The organism is Paenibacillus sp. FSL R5-0923 (assembly GCF_038009145.1).
GTDB lineage: Bacteria > Bacillota > Bacilli > Paenibacillales > Paenibacillaceae > Paenibacillus_AQ.
This window is the reverse complement of record NZ_JBBPAT010000004.1, coordinates 20,565-37,622: the sequence shown is the minus strand read 5'-3', so window position 1 is coordinate 37,622 and position 17,058 is coordinate 20,565. Positions and strand designations below refer to the sequence as shown.

Below are 17,058 nucleotides of genomic sequence, written 5' to 3'. Positions count from 1 at the left end.
ATATGTGTGGAATATACAGAGTCAACACGTTTTAACTAATTTCCGGGGACGTCTAAACCCTAATATATTATTATTGCATAATCCTCAGATTAACTGAGGATTATGCTCACTATCTTTAGTCAACTATAGTTCACCAAATTGATTTAAAAATTCATGCTTTATTAGTACTTTCCCAGTACTCGTGCTTGATATCTCAATTGGATTAAGCTCTTTTAACAATTTTTCATTTTCAAACTTGAATAAAGGTAAAGGCAACCTACTATGCCCATTAAAGTATTGTTTAAAATTAGGGGAAAAAGAAACACCCTTTGGATTTCCAAACGCCTCAATATACCCCGCATAGTCTGGATGACAAACTAAGAACATGAACTCAAAAAAGTTCAGATTAAACTGATCCCCCGCTGCAATAACACGAGTTGTTATATCCGACTCAGGAAAAATGTCAGTACTCCCATCCTTTGTAATTGATATAACAGGAACTTCGATGGTAAATTCAGACCAAAGTCTAAACCCTACAAATCTATTCCTTGTCATAGTTACATACATTAATCTATTTATAAAATGTAATTCACTCGACTTACTTCCAATTAAGAGTTTCTGTGCAGGTTCCATCATATTTATTAAACCTAACCCATAATTCTGTACTTCATCAGTAGATTTAAACTTCTGTCGTGATATTGGACTTGTTTTTAACCAACGATTTAAACTAATTGCTTGAATTGTTGAGCTATTATAAATTTGAACCTCATTGTTTGACTTAGATTGAGCATGGTGTTCAGCTAACTCCTTCTTTTCTTTCTCTTCTAACTTATCTTTATTCCTCCTTACATTATCGGTCGTGTTTACTAACGGAGTAAACCGTTTGTACTCTTCCTTAGTTTCCCAACCACTAGAACGTTTTATATCGATATCAATCATTGTTGATTTCGGACTATTATTACCTTTTGCATAAAACTGAATAGTGGGAGTGGGTAATTTAAACTGTCTAGTGCCTTGAATATTTTTAAGACTAACTAGTCTATCTTTATTATCAACATCAATGACTTTATTGGCTATTGCTCTCAGTTCAGCTCCAAGTGGGTCACCATTTACTTCAAACAACCCTGAATACTCTGGTCTTATTATCAAAAAGAAGAACTCATACATCGAAAGATGAAACTCTTCACCAGCTGATATTGATATATCTTCTGCCATAAAGTCATTTTCAATATCAAAGTAATACTCATCCCCCCTTGTTATTAACTTCTTTACTGTACTCATATCTATCTGTCGAATCATTAATGGCTCATCAGACCTTAAGGTAACTCCAATTACCTTTGAAGCATCCATGTATCTATCTTGATTTGGATCAGTATCTTTAAATACATATCCTTTTATTGAGCGAGACTTTCTTCGTGAAGCTGTTCCAAGCAGGTTCACAAAATGTAATGTACTTGATTTACTATTGATTATTGCACGCTTCTCTGGATCAACTTTTTCCATTTCATCGAGCAGGTATTCACCATACTCCTTAAAAGCTTCATTTTCATTAGTTTTAGCATAATATGAACTCCCCTTCTTTGACTTCCGTCGTGAAGTAGAACTACTTTTAGGTGTTGTCTCTGTCATAACTACCTCCTGGGGTATCAATAATTCTGTATTAAGTGCTAATTCAACTAAACAAATGATTAGTCCTCTTCGGTTTACAAGTTAACAATAAAAAATACACCTATTCTGTTTTGCAGACCTCTAGAAAGTCATGCTTTATAGAATAGATGCATTTTTTAAAATGGATCAATCAATGTGGTCCCAAAAAACGATCACCATTAAAATGTATGAGATGAGAAGGAGCATCTGCTACCCAAACCTCAGTTTCCCATGCAATTACACTTAGATATCTAGCCATAACAGAGCGATTCGGGAAAGCAGTAACATACACGATACCAGCAGTAGAATCTCTGAAAAGCCGTGCTAATTCATCATGCCGTTTTCCGTCCACCGGTCCATGGCTTGTTACTGACTCGATCAGTAGTAACCAATTCTTCTTAGGATAATATATAACCACATCTGGCATTTTTCCATGTGAGTCAACGGAAACACCAAGTTGATTTAATAAATCCTCATCAAAATATTTTCCACCAGTATCGCCAGCAAATATCAAAATGCCTCCTGGGACATACCTTTCAGCAAAATCCTCGATAATTGCCTTTATTAATTCACTGTGTTCACCTTGGCTAAGCATGATCTCTTTGCCTGGGGCAACTTGAACTGGGATTTTATTTTGATCCCTCACTTTGGCATATCTTTTAACAAGAGATTCTCTTGTTGAAAGATATGCTTCTAATGCTGGTTTCCAGCGTGAAGTATCATACAATTTTATAAGCTCCAAAGCCTCTGGCTCGATCTGATAAACAGCCTTAGGACTATTTACAGCTCGTGTTGGGTTATCTGGATTGTATAATGAAATTCCTGCTTCAATAAACTGGTGCATCGTTTGACGTCTGAACGTCTCTCGAGTGTTTGGGGCATACTCTTTTCCATAATTTATACGGCTAAACTCCATCATCGGCGTTATACCGACAAGCGGATTTTCCGCATCTGACCATGTCTTATCAGCAGTTAAGTTTAATATTGCAAGAAGGCAAAGTGCTGATCGTTCATTTAATTGAGCTTTTGGTAAATCGAGAGCTTTAAGTATTTCCAAAGCCCCCTTAATATTAGGGTGAGTTCCCTCGGTCACAAAATCTCCTCCAACTTTTGGTCTAGTTCTTCTTGACCAATTATATCAGAGTTGGACATAACCCACCTTCCAAATTTTTCAAGGGTAACCCTACTAGGATATTTCATAGTCCGAAGATCTGTTGCGTTGACCTGCGTGTGTCCGTTAAATACTCGGAAGTACTTATCAACTTCGGTTGAGTTTAAATAAGCATATAAACCAAATGCCAACTCTGGAGGTATTCCTTGTTTTTTGAAATGAAGAACGTTAAGTCCGTTTTCGAACCCCACTTCAGAATAATCAACACTTGAGGGAGTTAGTACTCCAGCAACGATTCGGCGCTTTTCCTCTTTTGAGGAAAATCTTTTTACAACAGTGTAGTATCCATTAGGATAGAGCCATTTTTTCATGTCCTCATCGACAAACACTGCATTGGGTTTCTTCATTACTTTTGGCCATTCGGTTAATGTGCCAACAAAGTGATTAGGGTAGAAAAGAGGGACGGTTCCTTCTTCTGGCATGTCACGCAAATGACCCTTGACCCGAAAGTCTACAACAGGTCCAGTTGAAACTTCAACACCGATCTCGCTTAATGAATAGTGAACTGATGGGTACCTTTCAATAAAGCTTGGTTCATTTGAAGTTGGGATATGAATGAACTTCTCTGAGTCCAAAGGTTGAACAATTTTCTCAAACGGATATGAGTTAGATGAATAATCGATAAAGCTATCGTCCGTTGATGTTGAAATTGTTACATTAGATTGTTTTCCTCCACGTTCAAGGAGAATAATCACGTTTTCTTGAAGTACTTCATCATCTTTAAAAGCCTTGTCCCTCGAATCAAACAAATGCATATGTTTTATTGCTGTTTCTTCAAGGAGTAGTTGACGAAATGGACGAAAATAAGGTCCGTTACAGAAGCTTCTAGGGATAACTGCTACGATTTGACCATTTTCCTCCGTGAGCTGAATGGCAAGTCCAACAAAAGCAGAGTAAAGATTAACTGTCTCTATGCCAACTCCACGTAGGATCTTACGATGACGAGATGAACTCATAATTTTTTTATAAGGTGGATTCAATATAGCATGGGTGAAGCGAATTTTTGTCCCCTCAAGTAAGCTATCCTCATTCAATAAAGCGTTCGTAGCCCATTCTATAAAGTCCTCAGATATCACTTCACTTTTCAAGGAAAGCCCGTCTTCAAACAAACCCAATGTGGTCTGGAGTCGTCCTCTTAATAACTCATCAATCTCAACAGCAGTAACCTCAGCTTGTTTGCTTATCTTTTCCAATGTAATACGTTCTAAGACAGCACTCGTTAATACCCCTATGCCTGCTCCTGGGTCAAGAATCTTTGGCTTTGATAGTTTGGACTTATCGAAAAGAGAAGCCATAAATTTTGCAACACTGGATGGAGTCAAAAATTGACCGAGTTCGGATTTACGTTTTAATAAAGGATTTACTGCTAATCGCTCTTTATCTAAAGTTTCAAGTAATTGTGACATCGTCTACTCCTCTTCTTGCTTAGTCAAATCATTATAACATGTAATACAGGTGTTCACTCTCGCTTCCAAGTAAACCCAACATCTGGCTCAATACTTGTAATTTCAACTTTGTAAATCTTCTGAGATCTATAATGAGTAAAACACTAAGACTTAAACATAAAGGATGAGTCACATGAAAATAACAGATATACAAAAACATGTTAATGAGTTAAGTATCAAGCAAGGGTTTGATAGGTCTACTATTGAACAAAGAGCACTCTTTCTTTCTTTCTACTGAATTTGGTGAAATGGTTAGAGAATTATTACATATTTCCTATCATCCAGATCATGAACATATTGAGGAAATCAAAGATCGTCTCGGTCTTGAAATGTATGAATTGTCTGGAATATCTGCGAACTCGCCAATAAATTAAATATTGACCTAGAAAAATCCTTCACCAAAAAGATGGAGATCAATCAAAAAAGGACATGGTAGAACTTACACCATTCCATACTTCAGGACTCATACAAAGACGGAACATTTGTTCTCATATTATTATATTGTATAGGGTAGATACCTGCAAGGTATTGTTCAATTAATGATGAAGAGTGAGAATATAGAAAAAGCTCCCGTTGTTCGCAGCAGCTGCGGAATTCCATATAGTACTTACGATACGCCTTCGGCTGCTTCTGCGGAATCTGCACTTTCTACAGATGCTTCCACAATTTCCGCTACCCTCTTCTCAGGCTTGCTGCCGCTTCTAAAGGCACTGTTACCTTCGAGCTTGTCCAACAAGACCTTTCGAGCCGTCTTGTACTCTTCTCCCACCATTCCGAGACGAATGAGGAAAAGCCTGAAAGTGAATTTGTCATTGTCGTTATCCTTGGACTTGAATGAAGCGTACTTTAACGTCTTTGCCGTTTGGTTCAGCAGGTCAACAAACTGCGTGTAGGCTTGTACCTTCTCGGCGTTTAGCTCGCCATGGAAGAACTTAAAGGTGAGCTTCCTATTTTCGAAATCGAAGCCGATGCCTGGGCAGAGGTTTGCTACTTCCGCAATCTTCTCCATCAGCTTCTCACTGGTGTCGACGGTACGATCATGGATTGCCGTAATGAACGGCTCCTCAATAATGTTCCCGTTATAGCCAAGTGCTCTCGCAATGAGTGCTTGGCGGCTGTAAATCAGGTTGACCAAGTTTCTCAAAGTAAGCCCCGTATGACCTTCCAGTTCCACTGTAATCTCGAGGTCAGTAATACTCGATTCGGATTGTTCAGAAGGCACTGCCGGTTCTGGGGGAGCCTCAGCTTCGACTGAAGGAGCATGATCGTTCGAGGCTTCCGGTTCAGCAGGGGCAACAGGATTGGAGGGATCTTCAGGATCAGCAAAAGCGGCAACCCCACTAACAGACAAGCCATTCAACAGGCTCTCTAGATCGACAAGGTTTGCCTCTGAATCAATTACCTTTCCGTTCTGGTCGACTACATAGATACCGTTGGACGTTTCGAATGCATAGGTAAAACTCGGTGCTCCCATGTAGCGCGGCTGAACGCCGAAGTGATTACTTAGTACTTTGACTAGTTCCTTTCTGCTCTTTCTGTTCATAACAACCTCCAAGATAATTTGGCGTTTTCAATGAGATAGGCGATAGCCACCTTTCATTGAGGTTGTTGTATTTTTGCTTCCTTCAAAGCGAATTGCAAGTAATTATTGTGCCTACCCCACACTATACAAATTAACCTTGACGGATATAAAAGGCAGGTGGTACTATGTAGCTATAAGCTACTAGCTACTAGCTAGTAGCTAGTATGAATAAAAGGAGCATGCCAAATGAGAATCGATTCGAACACATCGCTTCAAGAGCTCATGGACGTTGCAAAGGAGACTATTGAAGAACTGAATCAAGGTGAGAAGTTTCTAGTGAAAGACCTGTTTCGGGGATTTGAGTGGAACCGCATCGGTAAAGGTGACCGCACTCGGCTCGGTTCCATGTTCTACAACTATGCGTTAAACGAAGCAAGTTCACAACTTAACCCATTAGGTAAAACGCCTCAGAATCAGCAAATGTACGAAAAGAAATAACCCCGTCACAATAAAAAAGAACCGAGTCGATGTGTGTTTTCTTAGCACGTCAACTAGGTTCTTTTTAAATTAATATGCTCACTTTATTTAATAAATACAATGTTCACCTTCTCAAGCATCAACGGAATATTTTCTTCATAAATTACTACCTTGTCCTTTAAATCAACCGGAAGATTCTTAATTAAGTTTCGAGTGGCGAGTAAAGTATGCTCACCAAAATCATAGATCACCAAAAACTTAAACGCTGCCGCGGGATCAATCGACCTTGCTTTCGACTTCCCTTCAAGCAACCCCGTGATATCCTTAATCAGACCATTTCTCTGAGCAGAACCGAATTTGTAGCCATCGTTAATCGGCTTGTTGCATTTAATTTCAGCAATAATGGTAAGTTCACCAGTTACAGTAAGGTCGTAGCCATTATCGTTGGGTCTTGCTCTAAGAACTTGATCCAGATACACCTTATAATTTTCCCGAACATACGGAAAGCGTTCGCTTATCCATTCAATGAATCGGATTGTCGTTTTGTATGTAATGATATTATGGATGTCTTTCAAGGTCGTCTTAATGTCCTCAAAATCATCTACTGAGAGCTTGGCATAGTAATCTTCAAGGGCACCTGTTATTTTGTTCGTAATGAACTGGTTGAACCTTTCCTTTAATTCATCTTCTCTATTATAAGTCTCTATTATAATGTCCTCCGTTCAAAAGCATCACGGTTTTCTTTGTAAATTACCCACAAGAGCATTTCCCACTCGACATCGAGAGATTGACCTATATTATACTCTAGCCCAATGAAACCGAGATTATTTTCTTCACAAAATGTAACAACATTAGAATTGCAAAGTTGCTTAATTCGATCTGCACTACCAAATTTCTGAAAGGATTCGTTTATTGGCTTTATCTCCTTACAATCTTGCCTAAATACATCATACTTCTGAGGAATTGGACTTAGAGGGTGTCGCCAATCAATATGTTATAACAGGGGATTTTATCGGATCGGAATGCGTGCTTTTGGATATCCTGAATTACACCATTTTTATACCCCCATCTCCGTAGAAAGTTTTAAAATACCCGCTGTCACCATTTCTCTTTCCACTTTCACTGTCTGCTATAAAGAAGGTATGTCTAGCCTTAAATTCAAAAAGTGATGCTGGTTTAGTTTCGATGCCATTATACTGTATTATTGCTAAGTCAGTTCTAAACCACTCTCTTTGAATAAAGAAACTGTTATCACCTTTCAGCTTCTTGGAAAAATGGATATTGAATTTTCTCGTATGTTCATTTCGGTTCTAGAATTGCTATAAAGCGTGGCAAGCTCATCAGGAAACCATGTTTCCTCTAAACCAATTAAACATCCCTTAATACAGCTTGGGGAAAAATTCATCTAACAGGTCACTCCTCTTACATTATCTAAACCATTGAATGATGTGACTTATATGGCAATCTGCTCTGGCACAACGGTAAATTTGTATCGGCTACCCTGCACCTGAATATATCTGTCCCAAATGAATAACTTCCAATGTTCACCTTCAACTTTGTTCACAACTTGAAGGTCGAGAGTCATCATTCTACGCAGTTCTTTGAAGTCTACGTAATAGATACTTCTTCCTTCTAATCTAACCGCCAGAACTGCGATATCTGCATTGTCTAAAAGCTCCACTTGTTTGATCGAAAGGTCGAACCAGCCTTTACCGTTCGGATGGAGCTTGGAAGATGGCGTGCAAACAACGATCCGCCTTCCACCGCTAACACCTTGAAACATGATTTGCTTCCTGTTGATCGTTGAAAGGGAACAACCATACTTTTGAGTCAATTTGTTAACGACGATTTTCTTGTCAGAAACAGACATTTTACAACCCCCATATGTCGTATTTTTCCACATCATAACATATGGTTTTGCAACCTGCAGATGATTTTGAAGAGCTAACAACATGCCGTTATCCGAGGTCGGCTAAACGTGGTTGCATTACTGGTTTCTGCCTCCTGGTACGAAGTCATTTCGACACCATCTGATAAAGTTATTGGAGTGGGTAAGGTATGTCTTGGCGGTGGTGTCCTTAAGAATATCGACTTTCAGCTTTTCTAATACTTCTTTCTCGTACTGTTCATACAATAACTCCAATTGCTTAATAAAGTCCTGAGATGCTTTCACTTGCTTCAACCTCCTAAGGATAAGTATTAAGATCATTATACTTAACTGGAAGCATTTTCATAAGTAATTGGAGTGTTGTGATTGAACTATGTGATCGATGATTGTGATTATATAAGCTTTCAAATTAAACGATCCTTGGACAATTACGCTTCGTGTTACTCTAAGAACAGACAAAACCGTCAGCTCAAGTTAGCCCTGACGGTTTTCCCTCATTAATATTATTTCTCTTTACGTACACCTTTAAATGTTCCGCCGGATGTCTTTTGATCCATGATGCGACCTGTTTCTGCATCACGTTTTGCCCAATTCCCGTTTGGTGTTTGGAATTGGGACCGATCAGTAACTGCTCCCTTACGAAAGCCGCTTCCTGTGTTTTTAGCCATTTTAACTACCTCCATGATTTATTTATTGTAATTATTAACGGCTCCCCTGCCACGGAGCCGCCCAATCGAAAACTTAGTTTCTATCCTGCTTTGTCAGCCTTCTCATTTTTCTTTTTATCGAGATAGGCTTGATGCTGCTCGTCAGTTACTTCAAAACATATTGCTTTCAAACCCAACTGTGCTGCAGTGACTATGGTACCGTCTTTACGACGGATAGATTTACGACAAATCAACATATTATCAGTCCTTTCAAATTGTTTTGCTTGAAGTGAACCAATCCCAGTGGTAGAATAAAACCCAGCTAAAGTATTTACGGCAGGCACTAAGATTTGGCTTATGTGCTACACGCCCGTGGGTTCCCGACAAGGGAATTTGCGGGCTACTTTTTTGTCTGACATCTTCCCGACCCCCTAACCAAATAACTTACGCCACGTTGACTTAAAAAAATTAATGTTGTGCTTTTTCACCTCGACAGTGCGCTGCTCCTCTAACCCACCTTTTTTCAGCAATCCTGGCTCTGTAACCGCAACAGTGAATGTATCCCCGATCTTTACATTGCTGTACTTATTCAAATCGATCTCCTGACTTTGCGGCACATATGTATTTCCTTGTGTGACAACAACCATCTTGTCCTCATTCCACTGGATAGTTGCTTTATCCCCATCCATAGAAACCACTTTTGCCTTGTACTCTACTGTCACCTTATCACCAAGTAATGAATTATAAGCCGACCTTCCCAAAGGAAGGATTATTATCACTACAATTAGTAAAAACACCACCAACGGAATAGCAAATCTGTTGATCAACCTAGGTGCTAACCCCACACTATTCACCTCCTTTCATCGTTTTCAAATACAAAATTGAAATCAATGATATAAATAAAGACTGAATCCATCGATTTCAATCCGTAATTTGAAGTCCCTTATTATTAAAAGGAGATCACTCTCCTTAAAATAAACTGCTATATACGAACTGTCTTCCGCCTTCTTCAAGCTGCTCCTCTTGGCGCTTCAGCAACCTTTGCTCATGAAGCTTGTTGAGCTGGGTACTTACAAGATTAAGCTTTTTCCCGAGTGAATCAGAAGCAAATCTCGCGGTTATTTGCTTATGCTTATAGGTAAACTCAAGAAGTTCTTTTGAGGCATCACCAAGGTCACCAACTAGTTCAAACGATACCCCAGTCTGAGCAACAACTACAACATCCTCGTCGCGTAGAGTTTTCCTAAGGTTGTATAAATGATCTTCCTCTTCACTCAAGTTAATAAGATACAGGTACTTGTCCTGGGCCTTAAACTCCTGACGAAGCCACTTTAACGGTTTGACGATAACCTCATCGATTCCAGAACCATTCATACCTTCCACTTGCTCCATATCATAAACGAATACTGTGCCATATGGAGCCTCGATGATCTGATGCATTACCAACTGGTTCAGCGGAATCATTATCCGTCTACCGATTAAATTTACCTTCTCTTCACCACCAGTAAGTAAGTTAATCTTAAACATAATGATCCACCATTTTCTATGTAGATTGGAGGGAGAGGTTTCAAATCATAAATTGAAATCAACCTCTTCCTTAAATTTAGTTTATCTTGTCCTATCTGTCAAGCCTTTATCTAGACATTTATTACAATATAGAAGTAAGTGCCATAAAAATATTTGCCTACATCCAACAGTTCCAACCCGTCCTCATGAATTCGGTATGCACTATCATGCGTTCTAACATAGAACTCCGCATCAGAAGACCAGTCGAAGGTAGTTTGCTTAACGTCCATTAAGCCTTTACCTCTATCTTCCTCGGGTTTACTTGTTGCCCTAGTGAAGATCGCCTGTTCAACAATGTCATCGTTCCCCTTAGAGCTTATATGCTTTCTTAAAGACTTAACAATCCCCCGCCCCGTATCACAGATGGCTATCTCGACTCTTTCCTTATACTTACCTTTCGCTGGGTAATACTGTACGCACGAAAAACAGTCTGTTCCGGTATGTTCAACGGCATTTTGACCAAGTTCCGTTACAATACCGGCTATATCAGTTATCCGGTTTTTATGAAGCCCTTTTGCTCTCATTATTTTCTTTACTGACTTATCAAGGTCAATAATATCACCGTCAGATTTGGATACTCGCAATTCATCTAGTTCCTCATCCTTCTTTTTACGATTGCGGTGATAATAAACTTCCATATTATTATCTTCTTCGAAGGAGACTTTGACATCCGATGGGCATAACTTCAAGAAATTCATCCGCTCCAAGTAACCTAAGATATCGAATCTATCAGTTCCTTCATCATATTCAGGTGATACCGTCTTTAAATAGTAAGCCTTGTCCAAGTAATTAAACGTTGAGAGTAAAACCGTTATTCCGACTGGCGATACCCATTTCAAGTTCGATAAATCGACAGAAAAATTATCGTATATTTCTATTTCATTCTTAATATCCGCACACTGATTTAACCAATCATGAATATCAAGAATTGAATTTAAGGATGAAGTAGTTTGGAGCAATTTCTGTCCCCCTAACCTCTAGTTCTATAATATTCTTCCATTTTACTCCACAGCTTTGAAGTAGGTCAAAGTGATTGTTACTTCTGACCTACTTCAACAAATAAAACACATTAACTTTGCTGCCTAAGAGATATTTATCCGTATCAAAATGAAAAGCTGCCGATTTTCACGGCAGCTAAGTAAAATTGCTCTATCAGTTTCTTGACTCGGATACTAAGATTCCTCATTCATCTTATCAATTTTGTGAATCAGTTCTTCAAGACCTTTTCGTCCTACATTATTTAACTCATAGCTCAGAGTATCCAAATCATTCCTTCTCAACACGATCTCCTTATTGACTACCTTGTTGAGGAATGCAACCAAAAACTCTAAGTCAGCATAATTAACGATTGACTTGAAGAATTCAGGCTTCCACCAAATCTTCTCCAATAACCTATCAAATACTTCAGCACTAGAAAGCAAATGCTCCTGGAATAGCTTAAGGCTCCTTGTTATTGGCTTAAAGCCATCCCTAATTAACGCCTCAGCAGCTCGAGACGGCAACGAATAACCTACCGCCTTATAAATGGAACAAACCAAATTGATATGGTCGTCATAGGTTATATGGTCAAAGATCGGCGCATCCCACTTCAACAACAAACTGATACCTGCATTTTGGTCCTTGTAATAATTGCTCCTAATTATTTCAAGGATCTTACGAAAACACAACCTGTGTAATTCGCCATCAACAAACTCTCTGGCAGGAGCAAGGAACGCCTCAAGTTTTGCGCTGTCTTTGGAGGATTCATTACCTGTTAGCACGAACGTTATCTGGGATATTTGCCTCATGAGTTGTTCTGCTTCAACATTTACAGAAAGGTCGAGTCTCCTGAACAGAGTGGATGCGAAGTAAAGCAACTCTAATGCTTCCTGTTCTGATGGATGTATCGAATGGTCATGTGCCAGGACATTACGAACCCCCATCACAGCACCAGAAAACAGCCACATCGTTCCTTGCTGCGGGGAGTCACCACCAGCTACCTTTAGAATAGTTGATTTATTAGTAAAAGATTTTTGCATTAGTTCTGTCCCATCAAGTTGTAGCCTACTTTTACGCCGAACATCATTATCCAACGCTACATACGTATCGAGGACAGCTGAACGGAAATATCCATCTTGGAAAAGCTTTTGGGCAACCTCCATTACTCTTGGATGTAGCCCCTCCAGCTTACTAGGTTGAGCGGCGACCGGAGTCGGATCTTCAATCACAGGAGCCTTAGGTGCTGGCAGGGTTACTACTGGTGCTGTAGAAGAAGCTTGAGCTTCTATCTGGGATACACCTTTCTCCGTTACTGTGATATGAGTTGGGAACTTTGCGTCACCAGTAACCAGACCTTCTCCGACCAATGTTCTCATCATCATTAGGCAAGGTTGTTCATGATTTACCTCAGGGTAGAAAATAGGGTAGTCTTTGGTTTCAATCAAAACAGAATCGCCAAAATATTTTGAAAGTCCTTTAAGATTACTCAGGGCTTTCCACTTACGATCTGTAATGAATGGGAACTGGTCAATGATTTGTTGAATCGAATACCCCTCGGGATGATCACCTGGATCTCCAATGAATAATGTAGGTACAGGGTCTTTATTGATTGCTCGGGATCGAGTAAATGCTGAAACCTTCATCAACTGCGGCTGAAGTTTACGTTCGGCTGGTAAATCATCAAAGCAATCGTGGGTAATCTTAAATTCACCGCAACTCGGACAATCAATCTGGTATACCTCAGAACCGTCTCGTTTTAGCACTGCATAATAACCGCATAGCGGACATTGTATCTCCGATGTCATATACCTATCACTCCAAAGCTTGAATTCACTGGCATCTGTAAATATTCACTAACAAAGGTCTTAACTCCTGCTCCAAAAGTACGAATCAACAAAAAGAAAGATCGGCTATCCTAGATGGATAGCCGCTTCTATTGAATTTCTCATCAATTCATTCCTTAACCATTACTCGAAGCCGATTAACTAACTTCAGGATTTATCGGCATCTGGGAGTCATTTTGCATTGAAAGTTATGAAGGCTTAACCCCATGCTTTTTGAACAATCCTTCGAAGAACTCTTTAATGATCTTAGCTCCAGCTTCCTCATCCATCAATTCATACCCGCCGAATCGATAGACCTCATACCCGTTTAGTTTTAATTCCCTGTCGGCTTGTACCATTTCAGCGTATTTTTTGGGACTTGACACATCATCATCAGAGTAGTGTTGTTTTCCATCTACTTCAAAGACGATACGCTGCTTATTTGAAAACAATAAGAGGAAATCCATACGCTGCCTTGATAAATAAGGCTTTCCCGCTCTCTGTCTTATTGTGTAGGGATCATAATGTAAATAGACTTGAGGTATTAATGCAGGAAAGTTTTTATCGAACAAATCCTTAAAACATTTAAAGTAACTCTTAAATAATAGCTTCTCTGGTGGGGATGCTAACGTTTGATATAAACGCAAGTAAAGTTGTTTTTCCGTCTCTAAATTTGGCTCTGATACCTCATTCATATCAGCCCACCACATTACGAGGTCAGCCCAATAAAGACCAGTATTCGGAATAGTACGGTCGTAGACTAAACAATTTTCTTCATGCTTCACAATTCTAATGTCGTTATTGATCGAGTCACTAATGACAATTTCGGGTTTCTGTCCCACCGCGGCGAAGATCAGATTTTTTACATTGCCTTTTACTCCATCAAGCACTTTATCGATACGGTATACTGGAAAACCTGAAATATTGTCCGCCAAATTAAACTTATATCCGTCATTTCCTAAATGCTTATTAATGAACTCAATATACTCGTCCTGCTCTTCCTGTTGTCGAACCAATGGATGTACGACCTGTTCTAAGAATTTTATAAACATTTCATCAGGCGCTATCATTAGTTCTAAGTACTTCTCGTATAGGTAGACTTCATCCCAATCTGAGTTGTTGATCATATGTTGCCATATATCACCTGATGCGGTCTTAAAACGGGAATCAGTTGAAGGCACGCTGTCCAAATCCCATATCCGATTCAAGAAGTCGACCAATTCGTATTTACCTGGAATATTATTTCTGGCATGGAGTTCATCCATGATATTTCGCCTTGTGATCTCACTGATTGTATACAGCCCCGTTGGATTAATTCGGAGAACCAACTTTGATAATGAGTTCGCCTTTGAACCGTAGTCGTTTATTATCCGCTGGGCTAAGTCCAAGAGGAACAATTGATCCTTACCCTTAAGTCTCTTTTGGACATAAACCCTTCTGCTGCTAAACGCCTCAGACTCATCTCCGCTTTCCAATCCATATTTAGTGCAAACGGTTGGGATGTCGTATGCCTTCTCCTCTAGCAGAACCTGAACTATTGCATCAATGAGTTCGTTAATACTAGCCATCGAATACCCCCTTACATCAAAAATCCCTATGTCCATAAGAGCATTTCCCATTCAATATTGAATACCATCCCAAGGTTGAATTCCAATTGCCCAATTGCTGTGAAACGACAGTTTTATTCGTGACAAAATCTCTAGAATTTCTTACGATCTTCCTCTACGCCAACTCCATGTTACCAGTTCTTTCACCCCATTCACTGTAATATTTCGACATTTTTCCAGATAAACCTTTCCAGTTGTTTTTGAAGTGACCATTAGTGATAAGGAAACAAAAAAAAAGTAATCAAAGCCGCCAACTTATGTGGCGGCTTTGATTACCCTTATGAAGTTATTTTGTCCAACAATACTAAACTGTACCTATTACCTAACTCTAATGCCTTAGCAGAATCACGAGTCAGCGATCCCGCTGAAGCTGCAATAATTGTATCTCCACTCAGGGCAGTCTGCAGGAGCTTAATTTTAGACTTTAACGATATCTCGATATTCGGAAAGATATAGCAACCAACTTCGTGACCCTTTATTAATTCCATAACCCCCCTAAAAAAAATTCCTGATTCTCCACTCCGTAAAAGCAGCATTGTGTTGAAATAAAGATGATGATGCCCCTTTGGACACCATCCCCAGATATTTTTTTACAGAATACCCCTCATTTTCACGGTAATGCCCCATATCGGGCTATATGAACCATATTTTCTGAACGACACTCCACGCACTTAAGCTTAGTGACATAAAAAAAAGATGGTGCCTCGGGAGACACCGCCACTTGATAATTTTATAACGCAAGAAGACCCCTCATAATCTGTAGATCATCCCTCATCTTGTTTACAGAGTCTCTACTTTTCTGAACAACTTCTGATAGATCACGAATGATTCTTTCAAGTCGATATGTAGTTGACTCATCTGAACCATCAGCGGCTCCACCGTCTTCATCGAAGTTTATATACCCATAATACACTTCGATTTCACCTTCTGAAATTTTTTCTGCATTCTTATGGAGCACAATCCATAAAGAATCCGAATCGTCATCCCTCGGATCAAGTTGACCTTCCACAAATAGCTTGACTGTATTACCTTCAAGATCAATAAAGCTTAACAACTCATCAACTTCAAAGTAATCCTTGTATTTTATACTATCTCGAGTAATTTCTAGATCTTCTACTGAACACAAGTGTTCATTCACAAACTCCACTATCGCATCTCTTACCTCTTCTTCCGTGAAAGTAACATTATGATTAATTTGTAAGAACGGCGAGTTTACATTATAAGTCTGAATCTCAGCAATTAAGTCTGCGAGGGGCTTGGCATTGCTATCAGTTTCAAATTGATAGTACTCATCTATGGCATCTTCAATCTCAGCTCCTAAAGAAGAAAGCAAAGACTCAATCGTATTAGTTAGCTCTTCTACCTCAGTGCTCTCACAAATACCTTCTATGTATGCATCATCAGAGGATAATGACGACAGCCCAACTGATTCTCTTTCCATTTTATTTAAATCATGACGTGAATCCGCGACCATCTGCCTTCTTTCCGCTTCCTCCTCTTCTATCAATTGTTGATAAATGTTAGCTTCTTGGGTCTCTTCAGAAAAATCCTCAATTAAAGTTTTGCTGTAGTGTAACCTGTAGTTAAATAACTGAAGTAAGTTATTTTGTCTTAGTCCCTCTTCGATATGGGGGTGAATCAGTTCTTTCTCCGTCTTTTCGGTTCCCTGTGAAAAATCTTCGTGATTTCTAGTGATAAAATAAATCTGGTCTTCATCATTAATTGTCACAAAATCACGTATATTAATCAGCGTCTCAAGAATCATAGCATCTGCCCATGATTCCTTACCCTCGATATGAAATGGGCATTGCTTATATAACTTTTTTCTCTGTACGTTAAGTAATAGGTCTCTATTCTCCTCAACTCTTATCACATTTCTGTACTGCATTAATCCCGTTATCTTTTGAGTAGCATCATTTATATATCCCTCTTCATTTCTTCCAAACTCATCAACCATATTTCCAAGAGCTTGCTTTAGAGGTCGGATCTTTTCGTTATATTTTGTGATCTCCTCAACGTGATTGATCCAATACACGTTACTTATTGATTTTCTTGCTTCTTGCACTAATTTGCCAACCTTTTTAACCTCACCAGCAATATGTCTCTTTATTTCGGTTTCAATAATAGCAGGCAATAAAATTTTTACCTTATCGTGATCCAGCAACATTTTCAACAACTCATAGGAGTCTGCCGAATGTGATTTATTCCTAGATACGATCATGTCGATATAGATGTTGGTGTCAAGCAATAAATATTTCAATGCAGTTCCTCCACTTTCACCTCTGATATGTTACGCCAAATTATACCA

At 39.1% G+C, this 17,058-nt stretch carries 17 protein-coding genes; 2 read left to right on the top strand and 15 right to left on the bottom strand.

All coding sequences use genetic code 11. From position 1 onward, the window contains the following. Positions 1–123 precede the first annotated feature (123 nt). The 3 genes from MKX35_RS31730 to MKX35_RS31720 form a co-directional block, all read right to left on the bottom strand. Entirely contained in the window at positions 124–1,608 is a 1,485-nt protein-coding gene (locus tag MKX35_RS31730; RefSeq protein ID WP_076300239.1) for a hypothetical protein, read from the bottom strand. A 169-nt stretch (positions 1,609–1,777) separates the two neighbouring features. Beyond that, positions 1,778–2,719, bottom strand: coding sequence for a BsuBI/PstI family type II restriction endonuclease (locus MKX35_RS31725; protein ID WP_179086726.1), 942 nt, complete (start codon positions 2,717–2,719; stop codon positions 1,778–1,780). After that, on the bottom strand, positions 2,716–4,203 hold the full coding sequence (locus MKX35_RS31720; RefSeq protein ID WP_076300238.1) for an Eco57I restriction-modification methylase domain-containing protein: 1,488 nt from the start codon (positions 4,201–4,203) through the stop codon (positions 2,716–2,718). The genes MKX35_RS31725 and MKX35_RS31720 overlap by 4 nt, the downstream gene beginning before the upstream one ends. A 287-nt stretch (positions 4,204–4,490) precedes the next feature. On the opposite strand from MKX35_RS31720, the gene MKX35_RS31715 reads away from it, so the two are divergent. Next, positions 4,491–4,616, top strand: a complete 126-nt coding sequence (locus MKX35_RS31715; protein WP_341044550.1) for a hypothetical protein — start codon at positions 4,491–4,493, stop codon at positions 4,614–4,616. Between the two features lie 233 nt (positions 4,617–4,849). On the opposite strand, the gene MKX35_RS31710 is transcribed toward MKX35_RS31715, so the two are convergent. Next, positions 4,850–5,785, bottom strand: a complete 936-nt coding sequence (locus MKX35_RS31710) for a hypothetical protein (protein WP_076300237.1) — start codon at positions 5,783–5,785, stop codon at positions 4,850–4,852. A gap of 225 nt (positions 5,786–6,010) precedes the next feature. On the opposite strand from MKX35_RS31710, the gene MKX35_RS31705 reads away from it, so the two are divergent. Next, complete coding sequence (locus MKX35_RS31705; protein WP_076300236.1) at positions 6,011–6,262, top strand: single-stranded DNA-binding protein; 252 nt, start codon at positions 6,011–6,013, stop codon at positions 6,260–6,262. 83 nt (positions 6,263–6,345) lie between these two features. On the opposite strand, the gene MKX35_RS31700 is transcribed toward MKX35_RS31705, so the two are convergent. The 11 genes from MKX35_RS31700 to MKX35_RS31650 form a co-directional block, all read right to left on the bottom strand. Beyond that, positions 6,346–6,720: a hypothetical protein gene (locus tag MKX35_RS31700; protein WP_143759531.1), complete on the bottom strand. Its 375-nt coding sequence runs from the start codon at positions 6,718–6,720 to the stop codon at positions 6,346–6,348. A 974-nt stretch (positions 6,721–7,694) separates the two neighbouring features. Further along, positions 7,695–8,111: a hypothetical protein gene (locus MKX35_RS31695; protein ID WP_076300234.1), complete on the bottom strand. Its 417-nt coding sequence runs from the start codon at positions 8,109–8,111 to the stop codon at positions 7,695–7,697. 117 nt (positions 8,112–8,228) lie between these two features. Continuing rightward, the gene (locus tag MKX35_RS31690; protein WP_076300233.1) at positions 8,229–8,414 is read right to left on the bottom strand and encodes a hypothetical protein; all 186 of its coding nucleotides are present in this window, start codon (positions 8,412–8,414) and stop codon (positions 8,229–8,231) included. Positions 8,415–8,632: 218 nt separating this feature from the next. Beyond that, positions 8,633–8,797 (bottom strand): hypothetical protein, encoded by a 165-nt coding sequence (locus tag MKX35_RS31685; protein ID WP_179086725.1) that lies wholly within the window; start codon positions 8,795–8,797, stop codon positions 8,633–8,635. Positions 8,798–8,877: 80 nt separating this feature from the next. Further along, positions 8,878–9,120: a hypothetical protein gene (locus tag MKX35_RS31680; RefSeq protein WP_143759530.1), complete on the bottom strand. Its 243-nt coding sequence runs from the start codon at positions 9,118–9,120 to the stop codon at positions 8,878–8,880. 87 nt (positions 9,121–9,207) lie between these two features. Then, on the bottom strand, positions 9,208–9,621 hold the full coding sequence (locus MKX35_RS31675; protein WP_076300232.1) for a hypothetical protein: 414 nt from the start codon (positions 9,619–9,621) through the stop codon (positions 9,208–9,210). Between the two features lie 124 nt (positions 9,622–9,745). Next, on the bottom strand, positions 9,746–10,303 hold the full coding sequence (locus MKX35_RS31670) for a hypothetical protein (protein WP_076300231.1): 558 nt from the start codon (positions 10,301–10,303) through the stop codon (positions 9,746–9,748). A 110-nt stretch (positions 10,304–10,413) separates the two neighbouring features. Then, the gene (locus MKX35_RS31665; RefSeq protein WP_076300230.1) at positions 10,414–11,301 is read right to left on the bottom strand and encodes an ATP-binding protein; all 888 of its coding nucleotides are present in this window, start codon (positions 11,299–11,301) and stop codon (positions 10,414–10,416) included. A gap of 213 nt (positions 11,302–11,514) precedes the next feature. After that, positions 11,515–13,125 (bottom strand): TIGR02391 family protein, encoded by a 1,611-nt coding sequence (locus MKX35_RS31660; protein WP_076300229.1) that lies wholly within the window; start codon positions 13,123–13,125, stop codon positions 11,515–11,517. A gap of 227 nt (positions 13,126–13,352) precedes the next feature. After that, positions 13,353–14,711, bottom strand: coding sequence for an AbiJ-related protein (locus MKX35_RS31655; RefSeq protein WP_076300228.1), 1,359 nt, complete (start codon positions 14,709–14,711; stop codon positions 13,353–13,355). Positions 14,712–15,480: 769 nt separating this feature from the next. Continuing rightward, positions 15,481–17,010: a PIN domain-containing protein gene (locus MKX35_RS31650; RefSeq protein WP_076300226.1), complete on the bottom strand. Its 1,530-nt coding sequence runs from the start codon at positions 17,008–17,010 to the stop codon at positions 15,481–15,483. Positions 17,011–17,058: the final 48 nt, after the last annotated feature.